The organism is Ruegeria sp. ANG-S4, assembly GCF_000814005.1.
Taxonomy (GTDB): domain Bacteria; phylum Pseudomonadota; class Alphaproteobacteria; order Rhodobacterales; family Rhodobacteraceae; genus Ruegeria.
The window spans coordinates 314,593-329,623 of sequence record NZ_JWLK01000001.1 but is presented as its reverse complement, the minus strand read 5'-3'; the positions used below and the strand labels follow the sequence as shown (position 1 = coordinate 329,623).

Below are 15,031 nucleotides of genomic sequence, written 5' to 3'. Positions count from 1 at the left end.
TCAGCTCAGAGCTATGCAGTTTAGTGTCAAAACACTTCTGTCATTTTCCGGGCGGGCCTCCCGCTCGGAATACTGGATGTATGTGACCCCGATACTGTTGTTGCTGTTAGCTGCTCTGGCATTCGATTTATTGGCTCTTGGTCCAACGACTTATCAAGAATTTACCACGACTACAGATTTGCTGACCGGTGAACAGACGCACGAGATATCCAATGTCACTGATTACAGCCCTCGAATTGGAAGCCTTGTTGTGTCGCTTTTGGTCCTCATACCTTTTGCGGCAATGCTCACACGTCGAGTGCATGATATTGGATTCCCGGGTTGGTATGCTTGGCTCGCGCTTTTTCTAGCATTTTTCTTTGGCCCTATGCTGTCCTTTTTTGTGGGTCTATTAGGGCTGATATCAGTGAACATCGCGTTGATTTTTGCTTTCTTACTAGGGGTACCACAACTCGTGCTTTCGCTCTTGGCATTCGTAGTAATCGTATTGTGGGGCACAACTCCTTCTGAACCCGGAACCAACGAATACGGGCCAAATGCTTCGGAGTTGACCGCATGACTTTCTCCGACGCCATACGCACCTGTTTCTCCAAGTTCTTCACCTTCTCAGGGCGCGCCTCGCGGCCCGAATACTGGTTCTTTTTCCTGTTCATCGTGATCTGGAACATCATTGCCGGGGTCATCGACGCGCAGTTTTTCACTCAGGTCGCCGTGACTGAAACCGAGACGTCGAAATCTGTCGCGGCCACGTCCTCGCAGCCGGTGCAGAGCATCGTCGGCCTGATCGTCTTTTTCCCGCACCTCGCCGTTGCATGGCGGCGGATGCATGATACCGGGCGCAGCGGGCTTTATGCTTTGCTGCCGATCCTGCTGATCCTCGGGGCCTTCGCGGTGTTGATCTTTGGCATCGGCCTTGCCTCCAGTTTCCAGCACGGCGGCAATCTGGATATTCTCTTCACCCGCGCCACCCTGCTGATCGTCATTCCGACACTGCTGATCCTTTTTGTGTCGCCCCTCCTGGTTCTGTGGTGGCTGACCCGACCCAGCGAACCCGGCACCAACCAATACGGTCCCAACCCATATGAGGTAGCCCAATGACCGAACATACGCCCAACTCTGCCTTTCATGCCTCAAGCTTTATGCAGGGGCACAATGCGGAATATCTGGAACAGCTTTACGCCCAATACACCCGAGACCCCGGCGCAGTGGATGCGGCCTGGGTCGAGTTTTTCAGGCAGATGGGCGATGCCACGCCGGATGTGCAGAAAGAGGCCGAGGGCCCCTCATGGGCGCGCAGCGACTGGCCTCCGATGCCTGCGGACGATCTGACCGGTGCGCTTACCGGCGAATGGGCCGAGATTGACGCCAAGGCGGCAGGCAACAAGATCAAAGACAAGGCCGAAGCCAAAGGCGTTACAGTCAGCGAGGATCAGATCAAGCGCGCCGTGCTGGACAGTCTGCGGGCACTGATGCTGATCCGGGCCTACCGGATCCGGGGCCATCTGGCCGCCGATCTGGACCCGCTGGGCATGCGCGCGGCCAGCACACATCCCGAGTTGGACCCTAAAACTTATGGGTTCACGGATGCCGACATGGATCGCCCGATCTTTATCGACAACGTATTGGGCCTGCAGATGGCCAGTATGCGCCAGATCGTCGAAATCGTGAAGCGGACCTATTGCGGCACATTTGCCCTGCAGTACATGCACATTTCCGATCCGGAACAGGCGGCATGGCTCAAGGAACGGATCGAGGGCTATGGCAAGGAAATCGCCTTTACCAAAGAGGGCCGCAAGGCGATCCTGAACAAGATGGTCGAGGCCGAGGGCTTCGAGAAATTCCTGCATGTCAAATACATGGGAACCAAGCGCTTTGGTCTGGATGGCGGCGAGAGCCTGATCCCTGCAATGGAGCAGATCATCAAACGCGGTGGCGCGCTTGGGGTTCAGGATATCGTCATCGGGATGCCGCATCGGGGCCGTCTGAACATCCTGGCGAACGTGATGCGCAAACCCTACCGCGCGATTTTCAACGAGTTTCAGGGCGGCAGCTTCAAGCCCGAAGATGTCGACGGCTCGGGCGACGTGAAGTATCACCTGGGCGCATCCAGCGACCGCGAATTTGACGGCAATAGCGTGCACCTGTCGCTGACCGCCAACCCAAGCCACCTGGAGGCCGTGAACCCGGTGGTTCTGGGCAAGGTCCGCGCCAAGCAGGATCAACTGAAAGACACCGACCGCACAAAGGTGATGGGCATTCTGCTGCATGGCGATGCGGCCTTTGCCGGTCAGGGTGTTGTGGCCGAAGGCTTTGGCCTGTCCGGTCTGCGCGGGCACAAGACCGGCGGCACCATGCATATCGTCGTCAACAACCAGATCGGCTTTACGACGGCCCCACACTTCTCACGCTCCAGCCCCTATCCCACGGATATCGCGCTGATGGTCGAGGCACCGATCTTCCACGTGAACGGCGACGACCCCGAGGCGGTGGTGCATGCGGCGAAGGTGGCAACCGAATTCCGCCAGAAGTTCCACAAGGACGTCGTCATCGACATCTTCTGCTACCGCAGGTTTGGTCACAACGAGGGCGACGAGCCCATGTTCACCAACCCGATCATGTACAAGAAGATCAAGACGCATAAAACGACGCTGTCTTTGTACACCGAGCGTCTGGTCAAGGATGGTCTGATCCCCGAAGGCGAGATCGAGGATATGAAGGCCGCATTCCAAGCGCATCTGAATGACGAGTTCGAGGCCGGCAAGGACTACAAGCCGAACAAAGCGGACTGGTTGGATGGGCGCTGGTCTCACCTGGACAAAAACAAGGACGAATATGTGCGCGGTCAAACTGCGATCAAGCCCGAGACACTGGCCGAGATCGGCGTCGCACTCACCCATGCACCAGATGATATCGCGGTGCACAAAACCGTGGCGCGCCTTTTGGACCACAAGAAGAAGATGTTCGAGACCGGCGCCGGGTTCGACTGGGCCACGGGCGAAGCTCTGGCCTTTGGGTCGCTGCTGACCGAAGGCTATCCGGTGCGCCTGTCCGGACAGGATGCAACGCGCGGGACGTTCAGCCAGCGCCATTCCGGATTTGTGCATCAGGAAAGCGAGGAACGGTACTATCCCCTGAACAATGTTCGCGAAGGGCAGTCGCATTACGAGGTAATCGACTCGATGCTCAGCGAATATGCGGTGCTGGGTTTTGAATACGGGTATTCGCTGGCAGAACCCAACGCGCTGACCCTGTGGGAGGCTCAGTTCGGCGACTTTGCCAACGGTGCTCAAATCATGTTCGACCAGTTCATCAGTTCAGGCGAAAGCAAGTGGCTGCGTATGTCCGGTTTGGTCTGCTTGCTGCCGCATGGATTTGAAGGGCAAGGCCCCGAACACTCATCAGCGCGACTGGAAAGGTTCCTGCAGATGTGCGGGCAAGACAACTGGATCGTTGCCAACTGCACCACGCCTGCGAACTATTTCCACATCCTAAGACGTCAATTGCACAGGACCTTCCGCAAACCACTGATCCTGGTGACACCCAAATCGCTGCTGCGTCATAAGCTGGCGGTCAGCAAGGCTGAAGAATTCACCACCGGGTCCAGCTTTCACCGGGTTCTGTGGGACGATGCGCAGCACGGAAATTCCGAGACCAAATTGGTCAAGGATGACAAAATCAAACGGGTCGTGATGTGTTCGGGCAAGGTTTATTTTGACCTGCTTGAAGAACGCGATGCGCGCGGCATCGACGATGTTTACCTGATGCGGATCGAGCAATTCTATCCGTTCCCGGCACATTCGCTGATCAATGAACTTGAGCGCTTTAAGGGGGCCGAGATGGTCTGGTGCCAGGAAGAACCCAAGAACCAGGGGGCGTGGACCTTCATCGAACCCAATATCGAATGGGTTCTCACCCGCATCAAGGCCAAGAACACCCGACCGCGCTATGTCGGTCGCGCCACATCTGCCTCGCCCGCAACGGGCCTGGCGAGCCAACACAAAGCCCAACAAGAAGCGCTGGTGAACGAAGCGCTGACCATTGAAGGAAAGTAAACGATGACGATTGAAGTTCGTGTTCCCACGCTGGGCGAGTCTGTCACCGAAGCCACCGTTGCGACATGGTTCAAGAAACCTGGCGACGCCGTGGCCGTTGATGAAATGTTGTGTGAGCTTGAGACCGACAAGGTCACAGTCGAAGTGCCCTCGCCCGCAGCCGGCGTGATGGGTGAGATCGTTGCAGCCGAAGGTGAAACCGTTGGCGTCGATGCGCTTCTGGCCACGATCACGGCTGGTGAAGGTGCGGCACCTGCTCCGGCAGCGGCGGCGCCGGCCCCTGCGGCAGCGACCCCGGCAGCGTCGGGCGGCAGCGTGGACGTGATGGTGCCGACGCTGGGTGAATCCGTGACCGAGGCGACTGTTTCGACATGGTTCAAACAGGTTGGCGAAAGCGTCGCGCAGGATGAGATGCTGTGCGAACTGGAGACCGACAAGGTCTCGGTCGAGGTTCCCGCCCCGGCAGCGGGTGTTCTGGCCGAGATTGTTGCGCCCGAGGGCAGCACCGTTGATGCCAGCGCCAAGCTGGCGGTGATCTCGGGAGCGGCGGCAGGTGCTGCACCCGCTCCTGCTCCGGCCGCGGCTCCTGCGACGGGCGGCAGCGATGTTGGCGGTAAAGACATCGCCAATGCGCCATCGGCCGAAAAAGCAATGGCCGAGGCCGGGTTGTCTGCCGATCAGGTCACAGGAACCGGGCGCGATGGCCGGATCATGAAGGAAGACGTGGCCAAGGCGGTTGCGACAGCCTCGGCCCCGGCCCCGGTGGCGGCTGCACCGGCCCCCGCAGCGCAAGCACCGCGCGCGCCTGTTGCGGCCGAAGACGCCTCACGCGAGGAACGGGTGCGCATGACCCGCCTGCGCCAGACCATCGCCAAGCGCCTGAAAGATGCGCAGAACACCGCCGCGATCCTGACCACCTATAACGAGGTGGACATGACCGAGGTGATGGCCCTGCGCAGCCAGTACAAAGACCAGTTCGAGAAGAAGCACGGGGTGCGTCTGGGCTTTATGTCCTTCTTCACCAAGGCGTGCTGTCACGCGCTGAAGGAAGTGCCCGAAGTGAATGCCGAGATCGATGGCAATGACATCGTCTACAAGAACTTCGTGCATATGGGTGTTGCCGCTGGTACGCCTCAGGGCCTTGTGGTGCCGGTGATCCGCGACGCGGACTCGATGTCCTTTGCGGCGATCGAGAAAGCCATCGCCGAGAAAGGCAAACGCGCCCGCGACGGCAAGTTGTCGATGGCCGAAATGCAGGGTGGCACCTTCACCATCTCGAACGGTGGTGTCTATGGCTCACTGATGTCCTCGCCGATCCTGAACCCCCCGCAATCGGGTATTCTGGGTATGCACAAGATCCAGGACCGCCCCATGGTCATCAATGGCGAGATCAAGATCCGCCCGATGATGTATCTGGCGCTGTCCTATGATCACCGTATTGTTGACGGCAAAGGCGCGGTGACCTTCCTTGTCCGCGTGAAAGAGGCGCTGGAAGACCCGCGCCGCCTGTTGATGGACCTGTAATCATGGCAACGCATGTACTTTGGCAGGCCGATGTGGCCGATTTCGATGTCTGGCTGAAAGTCTTTCGAGAGGACAAACCGATGCGAGAGGCCGCGGGTATCCACGACCTTCACATCTGGAAAGACCCCGATCAGAAAGACCATGCGGTAGCGATGTTCGAAATCGCCGACCTGGGACGGGCGCGAGAGTTCTTTGACTCGGAAGAATTGGCCATGCACCACGAACGGGGTGGCGTGGCGCATATTCAAGTCAAAGTGCTTGAGCCTGTTTGAACTTAGACTGTGCGCCCTGCGGCCAGCGGGGCGCTGCCTGAAGAAATGAACTCCGCGGGGTTTGGGAGAATAAAATGGCTAACTATGACGTCATCGTAATCGGATCTGGCCCCGGCGGCTATGTCTGCGCCATCCGTTGCGCTCAGCTAGGTCTGAAAACGGCCTGTGTGGAAGGGCGCGAGACGCTGGGCGGGACCTGCCTGAACGTGGGGTGCATTCCGTCCAAGGCGCTGCTGCATGCCAGCCATCAACTGCATGAGGCTGAACATAACTTTGCCAAGATGGGCCTGAAGGGCAAAAGCCCGTCGGTCGATTGGAAACAGATGCTGACCTACAAGCAGGAAACCATCGACAGCAACACCAAGGGCATCGAGTTTCTGTTCAAGAAGAACAAGATCGACTGGCTGAAAGGCTGGGGTTCAATCCCTGCCCCCGGTCAGGTCAAAGTTGGGGATGAGGTCCATACCGCAAAGAACATCATCATCGCTTCGGGGTCTGAACCGTCTTCGCTGCCGGGTGTGGATATTGACGAGAAAGTTGTCGTGACCTCGACCGGCGCGTTGGAGCTTGGCAAGATTCCGAAGAAGATGGTGGTGATCGGTGCGGGTGTGATCGGGCTGGAGCTTGGCTCGGTCTACAGCCGTTTGGGCGCAGACGTCACGGTGATCGAGTATCTCAAAGAGATCACGCCGGGCATGGACCCCGAGGTGCAGAAGACCTTTCAGCGTATCCTGAAGAAGCAGGGGCTGACCTTCATCATGGGCGCGGCGGTGCAAAAGACCGAGGCGACAAAGACCAAGGCCAAGGTCACCTATAAGCTGCTCAAGGATGACAGCGAACACGTCATCGACGCCGACACCGTGCTGGTCGCCACTGGGCGCAAGCCCTATTCCGACGGTCTGGGGTTGGAGGCGCTGGGGGTCGAGATGACACCGCGCGGCCAAATCAAGGTGGGCGCCGACTGGCAGACCAACGTACCCGGCATCTATGCAATCGGCGACGTGACCGAAGGCCCGATGCTGGCCCACAAGGCCGAGGATGAAGGCATGGCCGCTGCTGAACAGGTCGCGGGTAAACATGGGCATGTGAACTACGGCGTCATTCCGGGTGTGATTTACACATGGCCCGAGGTTGCCAACGTGGGCGAGACCGAGGCGACGCTGAAAGAACAGGGCCGCGCGTATAAGGTCGGCAAGTTCATGTTCATGGGGAACGGGCGCGCCAAGGCGAATTTCGCGGCGGACGGGTTCGTGAAAATCCTGGCCGACAAGGAAACCGACCGGATTCTGGGGGCCCATATCATTGGCCCTGCGGCGGGTGACCTGATCCACGAGGTCTGCGTTGCAATGGAATTTGGTGCCTCAGCCGAAGACCTGGCCCTGACCTGCCACGCACACCCAACCTATTCCGAAGCCGTGCGCGAAGCAGCGCTTGCCTGCGGCGACGGCCCGATCCACAGCTAAGGTTCAGGCCCCGGCAGCATTCAGCCTGTCGGGGTCAGCCATGCCTTTAGATAGATTTCCAGCCGGTTCTGGAAACTTTGGGACGTGTGCAAAGCACAATACGTCAGAGACATCGACTGAATCGCAAAGGCTTGGACCCCATCTGCAAGCAAGTCTGGCGACACGTCGCGCCGCACCTGAGCGTGCTCAAGCCATTTCGCGACCATCCTCACATAGCGTTCAAAACACATCGCAATCGGCCCGATCTCGGCGATTGCGGTCGCGCCTGAGTATCGCAGGATCAGATCAAAAACATAGCGCTCGGACGTCATGAACGCGTGAATGGGGGCCAGCGCGTTGATGATGTCTGGCACCGTGGTTGGGGTCGGTCCTTGCTCGACCGAGTCAAAGCAATCGACCAGCTTCTGACCGATCAGAATCTCCATCAACGCGTCTTTGTCGCGAAAATGGGCAAAGAAAGTGCCTTTGGCGACACCTGCCGCCTGAACAACCTCTTCGACGCGCAACGCCTCATAGCCGTTGCGTTCAATGACATCCTCGGCCGCGGCAAAAAGCCGGGCGCGGGTCTTGAGCTTTCGTTTCTGGATTGCCTTTTGCATGGTGTCTTCTCGCACGATTTTTGACCGTGGTCAAATTTTATATTGACCGTGGTCATTTTTTGATTCTATAAACTGACCGTGGTCAATTATGGAGATTCTCATGCAACCCAAAAAGATCCTTGTCCTGGACGGACACCCCGCAGAAGCCAGCCTGTCACGCACCTTTGCGCAGACATATGCAGAGGCCGCCCGCAACCAAGGTCACGATGTGCGAATAGTGCATCTGAGCGATTTGAACTTTGACCACGATTTTGGTCAGGGCAATTACCAAGACTTCAAACCGCTGGAGCCGGTGCTTGAGCAGGTTCTGCAAGACGTTGAATGGAGCGAGCATCTGGTTCTGACGACACCGATGTGGTGGGGAGGTCTGCCCGCCAAGCTGAAGGGGCTGATCGACCGCATGTTCATACCCGGACGTACGTTCGACACGCGCAACACAACCAAAATCGGATTTCCCGCGCCAATGCTGACGGGACGAACCGCGCGGGTCATACTGACCTCGGACACGCCCGGCTGGTTTATGCGTCTGGTCTACAGACGGGCAATGATCCGGCAGGTCAGGGACCAAATCCTCGGGTTCGTCGGGTTCAAACCCACACGCTTTACGTACTTCGCAGGGGCAAGTTATCCAAAACCCGGCAGCGTGGATCGCTGGATTGAAAAGGTCGCCAGGATCGGGGCAGCGGCAGCTTAATGGCGCTACTGCTGCAACCTACCACATTGTTTTCGCGGCGCGCGGGGCCCACTCTCGGTCATATTGCGCGCCGCCTTCTTCGCCTTCAGATACCTCGGCAAGTATCTGTCCAACGCTGGGCAACGCCCCACTTTCATCACCACTGGTCCATGTCTTCGCGCGGATCAAGGCGCGGGCGCATTGCGTGTAAATTTCTGCGATCTCAATAACCGCCACGGTTGCTGGCTGCTTGCCATGTTTTTCGAACCGAGCGCGCAGGTCTTCGTCCGTTGTCAATCGCACAGTACCATTCACCCGCACAACATTGTTTGAGCCCGGCACCATGAACATCAGCGATACACGCGGATCGCGGACAATATTGCGAAGTGAATCCAGACGGTTGTTTCCCCGCCAATCAGGAAGCGCCAATGTCCGTTCGTCCAGTTCCAGCACGACAGGGCCGTCATCGCCCCGCGGGCTACCATCAACGCCCTCGGGTCCAACGGTGCTGAGAACGCACAGTCGCGAGGTCATAATCCATTTGCGATAAAGCGGAGTCAGCCGCCGAGCGACTTTACGAATGGACGGTGCGCCCGGCGTTCCATAAAGCGCCTCGAGCGTTTCGATATCTTCAATGAACTCCATCCGGATCAAACCCCACTTCTCGCATCAGTGTGTCCGAGCGCGTCTCGATCACGTTTTCCAACCGGGCCAAAAAGTCCGTGCGTGAAACACCGGGCTCGATCGGATCCAGAAAATCGACGATCGCCAAGCCGGGTTTACGCAATATGCCGGATCTTGGCCAAAATACGCCAGCATTCGTCGCCGCAGGAATACAGGGAAAGCCGAGTCCTTCATAAAGGACCGCAGTACCGACTTTATATGGCCTTTGAACGCCCGGCGCGACGCGGGTGCCCTGCGGGTAAATAACCAGTTGCCCGGGTTCGCTGAACTCTTTGGCCACATCCTTGACCATTTTGGCGACCGCAGCACCCTTTTTGCCGCGATTGACTGGAATGCAGCCCAATCTGCGCGCATAAAGGCCGATGATCGGCGTCCACAACAATTCGCGCTTCATGATGAATTTTCCATGCGGAACGGCGTCGAAAATCATGATGATGTCCAGAAACGACTGGTGCTTTGCGCCGACGACAACCTCGTCAGTCGGAACTGCGCCGCGCACCTCGCACCGGATACCTACCATCCAGCTTGCCAACCAAATGGTGCTGCGGGCATAGGTCTTGCATGCCCGCAACGCACCGCGTTTCGAGAACAACGCGTATGGGGCGAAGACGATGCCCAGAAACAGCATCCAGGCATAGATCGTTACCATGAAGATCAAAGAGCGCAGCCATTGAACCGCCTTGGACATTAAGAAAGCTCCTTCAACTTGCGCCGTGCGGCAGACCACGTGGCAACAAACGCAACGCAAGCCCCCAGCAGAGGGATGAAGACAGGCAACAGCCATCCGATGCCCTCAAACCCAAGACCGGTCAGAAAACCGCCCTCTTCTGACGCCTCCGGCAGCAATAGAACGCCGCTCATGCCCAGCAGGGTACCGACTGCCGCACCAAAAAGCGCGCGGAAGGTAAAACGCCGAACGAAAGCGCCCGCGATAAAACGGTCTTTGGCCCCAACCTGCCGCAGAACCTCGATGATCTGGGCATTTGCCGCCAGCGAGGCGTTTGCTGCAAGTGTTATCATCGCCGCCGTTGCTCCACCGATCAAAATGATGGATATCCAGCCAAGACGCCTGAGCGAGTTCGCCGCTGTCACGAGTGGTTCGCGCCAGCGCGAATGGTCGTCCAGAACGGCGCCCGGCACCTCGGCACCCAAACGCAGGCGCAAGCCGGCGGCATCCAGCCCGGGCTCGCCTTCAGTTATTTCAATCAATTGCGGGATCGGCAGCGTATCCAGCGGCAGATCGGGCCCAAACCAAGGGGACAACAAGGCCGCCTGCTCTTCGGTTGTCAGCGCGCGGGCAGACGCGACACCGGGTGTCTGCTGCAAAACGGTCAACGCCGCTTCGGTCTGTGCAGCAAGTTGATCCGCCGGGGCATTAATCCGCAACGTCGCGGCCCCGGCCAGTTCCGAAGCCCAACGATCCGCCAACCGCCCGGACGCAAGCGACAGTGCAAGCGCAAAGACGGCCAGAAATGCCATCGCCCCCGACACAAACAGGGTCAGATGGGCCGTGAAACCTGTGGGTGGAACAACCCGGTCGGCACGGCGATCCCGGCGCAGCAGGTTGCGGAAATCATCGCCGCTCATAAATCCGCTCCCGCCAGTTGCAACCTGCGCTGGGAAATCCGAAGCACGCGCGCCTGTACTTGGCTTTTGGCTGCGCGGATCAGGCTAAGGTCATGCGTTGCAATCAGAACGGTCTTGCCCATCCGGTTCAACTCGATCAGCAGGCGCAGCAAGCGTTGCGACATCTCCCAATCTACATTGCCGGTAGGTTCGTCCGCCAGAACGATATCCGGTGACAGGATCACCGCCCGTGCCAAAGCGGCGCGCTGCCGTTCCCCACCCGACAGTTCTGGCGGATACGCACCCAGGCGTGCGCCCAATCCGACCCAGTTCAAAAGCTCGGTCAGATTGTCCTGTTCCGCCCCGGCCACGCGTCCTGACACCATGAGCGGCAGCGCCACGTTCTCGGCCAGCGTCATGTGATCCAGAAATCGACAGTCCTGATGGACCATACCGATCCGACGGCGCAGCACGGCCATCTGATCGCGGTCGAGGCTTGAAATGTCTTCGTCAAATGCGCTGAGCCGCCCAGAGGTCGGCAACAACGCACCGTAGCAAAGTTTCAGAAACGTTGTTTTTCCCGCTCCCGAAGGTCCGGTCAAAAAGTGAAACGACCCCGACTGCAGTTGGAGCGACACATCGCTCAGCAGTTCGCCGCCGCCATAGCTGTAGCTGACACTTTCCAGCTCGATCACGCCTGTCCCCTTTGTTATACAGCCTGTCTTGCCCGAGCGTGGCGATAGTTTCAATGCCTGCGAAGGGGCCAATTGGCGACACTTGGCCCGTGAGGCTGAAAACACGCTTTGCTGTTGGGGCTTAACGGAATATCATCCCAAGAAAACATATCAGGCCAGCAGTCAGGCCAGGAGGCAGTATGCGACTCACATGTCCGAAATGCAGCGCTCAGTACGAAGTGCCGGACGACGTCATTCCCGAAAGTGGACGGGATGTCCAATGCTCGAATTGTGAACATACCTGGTTCCAGCCAAAGCACCCCGAGCCGCAGACGGATCAGGCCGAGCCTGTCAAGACAGACGATGATACACCCCCGCCGACCGACGAACCCGAACAGCCCGCCGAGACGCCAAACGAGCCGGTCGAGGATACCAAGGAACCGGAAAAGGCCGAGGCAGATACCGGGAATGTGGATCCCGCCGTTGCAAGCATCCTTCAGGAGGAAGCCGCGCGCGAGGCCGAATTGCGCGCTCAGGAAGGCACCACCAGTCTGGAAAGCCAACCTGATCTTGCGCTGGATCAACCGCCCGAGAAAAAGGTCGAGCCGAAACGCCCGGCAGCGACCGCAACGGCATCCGATGCCGGACAAAAAGACGCTCTGCCAGATGTCGAAACCATCAATACCGGCTTAAAGAGCGATGACAGCGCCGATGAAACTGCTGAAGCACCGCGGAAATCGGGCGGCTTCTTGCGGGGATTTGCGTTGATCCTGATTATCGGTGTTGTGCTGCTTTTGGTATACAGCAATGCCACGCAAATCAGCGAGGCTGTGCCGCAAGCTGACCCGGTGTTGAAGTCCTACGTGTCATTTGTTGATCAAGCCCGCCTGTGGCTTGAGGCCCAAACAGGTGGCGCGGCGCAAAACTAGGGTTTGCGCCTGTCGGATCAGAACCGCTCCAACAGTCTTTTGAGATACTCAAGTTCGATCTGCGGACGGTCTGACTCTCCAGTCCGCCGACGAATTTCATCCAGCAATTCGCGCGCGCGCCGGTAAACGTCTTCGCCCTGCAACAAGTTGTCTTCGGTCGAGATCGACCCCGCTGCGCCCGGGTTGCGTCCCAATGGATCGCGGCTGTTGGCTTGCATGTCGCCGTCCTGCGCACCCTGCCCCGGTTGGTTCTGTTGGTTTTGCGCCATAGCTTCGCCCAGCGAACGCATGCCTTCACGCAGCGCCTCCATCGCCTCGGACTGCCGGTCGATGGCTTCTGCCAGATCATCGCCGCGCAATGCGTCTTCGGCTTCATCCATCGCGCGACCCGCGCGATCCAGCGCATCGCGTGCGGCGTCGCCTTCCGGTGTGCCTGCACCGGGAAGACCCTGTTGTTGCCGACCAAGCTCATCCCGCAGGGCCTGCTGACGATCCGCGAGTGATCCTTGACCCTGCTGGCCTTCGCCTGCCGGATCCTGGCCCTGTCCTTGACCGCCCTGCCCTTCGTGACTTTGCCCGCGACCCTGCCCGCCCGAGCGGCCTTCGTTGCCCTGGCTTTCACCCGCCTGAGCGCCGGGGTTGAACTGTTCCTGTAGGTCGCGGAACGCCTGATCGCTGAGGCCTTGTTGTTCACGCAGCGTTTCGGCCAGACCCTCCATGGCCTGCTGGCCTTCGGATTGGCCACCCTGACCCTGGCTTTGGGTGACGCGCATGTTCTCCATCATCTGCTGAAACTCTTCCAACGCCTGCTGCGCCTCGGCCATGCGGCCCTGTTCCATCAGTTCCTGAATGCGATCCATCATCTGTTGCAGATCGTTCTGGGTCATCTGCATTGACTCGCCGTTCGGGCCTTGTTGCCCGTCGCCGTCTTGCCCGTTTTCCTGTGCAAGGCGCTGTAGCTGGCGCAGATAGTCCTGCGTTGCTTCGCGAAGCTCTTGCATCAACTCGGCGATCTCTTCATCGCTTGCGCCGTTCTGCATCGCTTCGGTCAGGCGTTCCTGCGCCCGTCGCATACGCTCCAACGCGTCGGCCAATGTGCCATCTTCGATCAGCACAGCCAGATCCCAAAGCGCTTGCGCAATTTCTTCCTGCTGCTTCGGTTTCAGATCATACTGTGTAAAAGTCTCCAACCTTCGCAGGAGCACCCGCAAACGCAGATAAGCGGTGTCCGAACGGAACAAATCCTCGGGCCGGTGCGACACCGCCCGCAACATCTGTGCGACCCGTGCAGCATTCGCCTTCGCCCACAACAGATCTCGACGCTGCTCAATCACGGCCGCGGCAAGCGGGTCAAAAAAACGACGCGCCGGCAGGGCCGTTTGAAACGGCTCCGACGTGGACAGCTGGTCTGCGTCATCCACGACGCTCAGGGTGATCGTAACGGGCAAATGTGCCCATGGGTGCTGCGAGAAATCTTCGATCAGGTCTTCGGTAAATTCTGACCGATCTCCGGTTATCGGCATCGGTAACTGAACTTCGATCTCTTCGCGTGGCTCGGGATCAACGGCAAGACCATAGCGCCGTTCCACCTCGGCCAGATCGAGTTCAATAACAGCAGAACCGGAAACAACGCCGTAGTCGTCGCTAGCCGTGAACGGCAGTTTCATCTGGCCGCCGGCCTCGGATGTTGCGCGACCGGCAACAGTTATCTGCGGCGCTGTGTCTTCGATAACATCAATGGACCACTCACGTCCCGCGGGACCCTCGATGCGCACCTGACCAGAGCGCTCTGCCACAAAATCCTGCTCGGGCTCGCCTGCCGTTTCCGTTCCGGCGGCCGATGTGGTCTCGGTCAACGTATGCGCTCCAACCTCGCCATAAAACCGAAGCGTTACGCGACTTCCCTGCGGAACGGACAGCGTCGGGTCCTCTTGATCGGCCAGGTACAGCGTTGGCAGACCGGTATATCGTGGCGGCTCGACCCAACCCTCCCAAGTCGGTCCCTGACCCGCGACCGCGGCGCCCGGTGTCATCTCTGCAACCGACCCGATCCGCCAGAACGAGCCGAACAAAGCGGCAACAACCAATGCCAGCATAGCCGCATATCGCAACGCGTACGGGTCCCGCGATGCCAGCCGTAGATCGGGCCGTGCCGGTTTTGCCTGCGATGCCCGCTGCGCCATGCGCGATTGATGGGCCCGCCACAACGCCACCGAGTCGGCATCCAACGCTCCAATCGCCTGATCGTCCATCAACGCCTGGATCGGACGCCCCAGCAAGGTTTCGTCCAATCGCACCAAAGCCTCGGCCCGGGTCGGCATGTGGAAACGGCGCGCGCCGAAAACCACTGCGCCCAATGTCAAAAGCAAGGCGACCGCACCGACAATCCAGACGGTTTCGACACTGACCAGATCCTGCAGACCCAGCATCAGGGACGCCAGAACAACCATCAAAATTGAAAAAAAAGGCCAGAACGCACGTAATACCTGCTCGGCCAGCATTCCCGCGTGGGTCAACCATACGGAAAGTCGCGGAATAGGCAGGTTCGGTTTGTAGGTCAATTCAGGCCTCCGGAACGGGCCTGAGCGATTATCG

General features: G+C 58.8%; 14 protein-coding genes. 8 read left to right on the top strand and 6 right to left on the bottom strand.

Annotated features, from left to right (window positions below; all coding sequences use genetic code 11):
* Positions 1-13 precede the first annotated feature (13 nt).
* The 6 genes from RA28_RS01730 to lpdA all read left to right on the top strand — a co-directional run bounded on the left by RA28_RS01730 (position 14) and on the right by lpdA (position 7,311).
* Positions 14-559, top strand: coding sequence for a DUF805 domain-containing protein (locus tag RA28_RS01730; RefSeq protein ID WP_039523076.1), 546 nt, complete (start codon positions 14-16; stop codon positions 557-559).
* The gene (locus RA28_RS01725; RefSeq protein ID WP_039523073.1) at positions 556-1,098 is read left to right on the top strand and encodes a DUF805 domain-containing protein; all 543 of its coding nucleotides are present in this window, start codon (positions 556-558) and stop codon (positions 1,096-1,098) included. Before RA28_RS01730 ends, RA28_RS01725 begins: the two co-directional genes overlap by 4 nt.
* Positions 1,095-4,052, top strand: coding sequence for a 2-oxoglutarate dehydrogenase E1 component (locus RA28_RS01720; RefSeq protein ID WP_039523070.1), 2,958 nt, complete (start codon positions 1,095-1,097; stop codon positions 4,050-4,052). Before RA28_RS01725 ends, RA28_RS01720 begins: the two co-directional genes overlap by 4 nt.
* A gap of 3 nt (positions 4,053-4,055) precedes the next feature.
* Positions 4,056-5,576, top strand: coding sequence for a 2-oxoglutarate dehydrogenase complex dihydrolipoyllysine-residue succinyltransferase (gene odhB / locus RA28_RS01715; protein WP_039523067.1), 1,521 nt, complete (start codon positions 4,056-4,058; stop codon positions 5,574-5,576).
* A 2-nt stretch (positions 5,577-5,578) separates the two neighbouring features.
* On the top strand, positions 5,579-5,848 hold the full coding sequence (locus RA28_RS01710; RefSeq protein ID WP_039523065.1) for a hypothetical protein: 270 nt from the start codon (positions 5,579-5,581) through the stop codon (positions 5,846-5,848).
* 74 nt (positions 5,849-5,922) lie between these two features.
* A complete protein-coding gene (gene lpdA / locus RA28_RS01705; RefSeq protein WP_039523063.1) occupies positions 5,923-7,311 on the top strand; it encodes a dihydrolipoyl dehydrogenase in 1,389 nt (462 codons plus the stop codon).
* Positions 7,312-7,331: 20 nt separating this feature from the next.
* On the opposite strand, the gene RA28_RS01700 is transcribed toward lpdA, so the two are convergent.
* Positions 7,332-7,910 carry a TetR/AcrR family transcriptional regulator gene (locus RA28_RS01700; RefSeq protein ID WP_039523060.1) on the bottom strand — a complete coding sequence of 193 codons (579 nt, stop codon included), beginning with the start codon at positions 7,908-7,910 and terminating at the stop codon, positions 7,332-7,334.
* 100 nt (positions 7,911-8,010) lie between these two features.
* Between RA28_RS01700 and RA28_RS01695 the strand changes: the two genes are divergently transcribed.
* Positions 8,011-8,604: an NAD(P)H-dependent oxidoreductase gene (locus RA28_RS01695; protein WP_039525512.1), complete on the top strand. Its 594-nt coding sequence runs from the start codon at positions 8,011-8,013 to the stop codon at positions 8,602-8,604.
* Between the two features lie 18 nt (positions 8,605-8,622).
* Here the strand turns inward: RA28_RS01695 and RA28_RS01690 are convergent, their stop codons facing one another.
* From RA28_RS01690 to RA28_RS01675, 4 genes are read right to left on the bottom strand one after another with little or no spacing between them, the layout of a single operon-like run.
* Positions 8,623-9,228: a pyridoxamine 5'-phosphate oxidase family protein gene (locus tag RA28_RS01690; RefSeq protein ID WP_039523056.1), complete on the bottom strand. Its 606-nt coding sequence runs from the start codon at positions 9,226-9,228 to the stop codon at positions 8,623-8,625.
* Complete coding sequence (locus RA28_RS01685; protein WP_039523054.1) at positions 9,215-9,955, bottom strand: lysophospholipid acyltransferase family protein; 741 nt, start codon at positions 9,953-9,955, stop codon at positions 9,215-9,217. The genes RA28_RS01690 and RA28_RS01685 overlap by 14 nt, the downstream gene beginning before the upstream one ends.
* The gene (locus tag RA28_RS01680; protein WP_039523052.1) at positions 9,955-10,854 is read right to left on the bottom strand and encodes a cell division protein FtsX; all 900 of its coding nucleotides are present in this window, start codon (positions 10,852-10,854) and stop codon (positions 9,955-9,957) included. The genes RA28_RS01685 and RA28_RS01680 overlap by 1 nt, the downstream gene beginning before the upstream one ends.
* Positions 10,851-11,528, bottom strand: coding sequence for a cell division ATP-binding protein FtsE (locus tag RA28_RS01675; protein WP_039525509.1), 678 nt, complete (start codon positions 11,526-11,528; stop codon positions 10,851-10,853). Before RA28_RS01675 ends, RA28_RS01680 begins: the two co-directional genes overlap by 4 nt.
* Before the next feature lie 179 nt (positions 11,529-11,707).
* Here RA28_RS01675 and RA28_RS01670 point away from each other — a divergent pair, with 179 nt between their 5' ends.
* Positions 11,708-12,436 (top strand): zinc-ribbon domain-containing protein, encoded by a 729-nt coding sequence (locus RA28_RS01670; RefSeq protein ID WP_039523051.1) that lies wholly within the window; start codon positions 11,708-11,710, stop codon positions 12,434-12,436.
* 17 nt (positions 12,437-12,453) lie between these two features.
* Here RA28_RS01670 and RA28_RS01665 read toward each other — a convergent pair whose 3' ends face one another.
* Complete coding sequence (locus tag RA28_RS01665) at positions 12,454-14,997, bottom strand: TIGR02302 family protein (RefSeq protein ID WP_052261231.1); 2,544 nt, start codon at positions 14,995-14,997, stop codon at positions 12,454-12,456.
* Between the last annotated feature and the right edge of the window lie 34 nt (positions 14,998-15,031).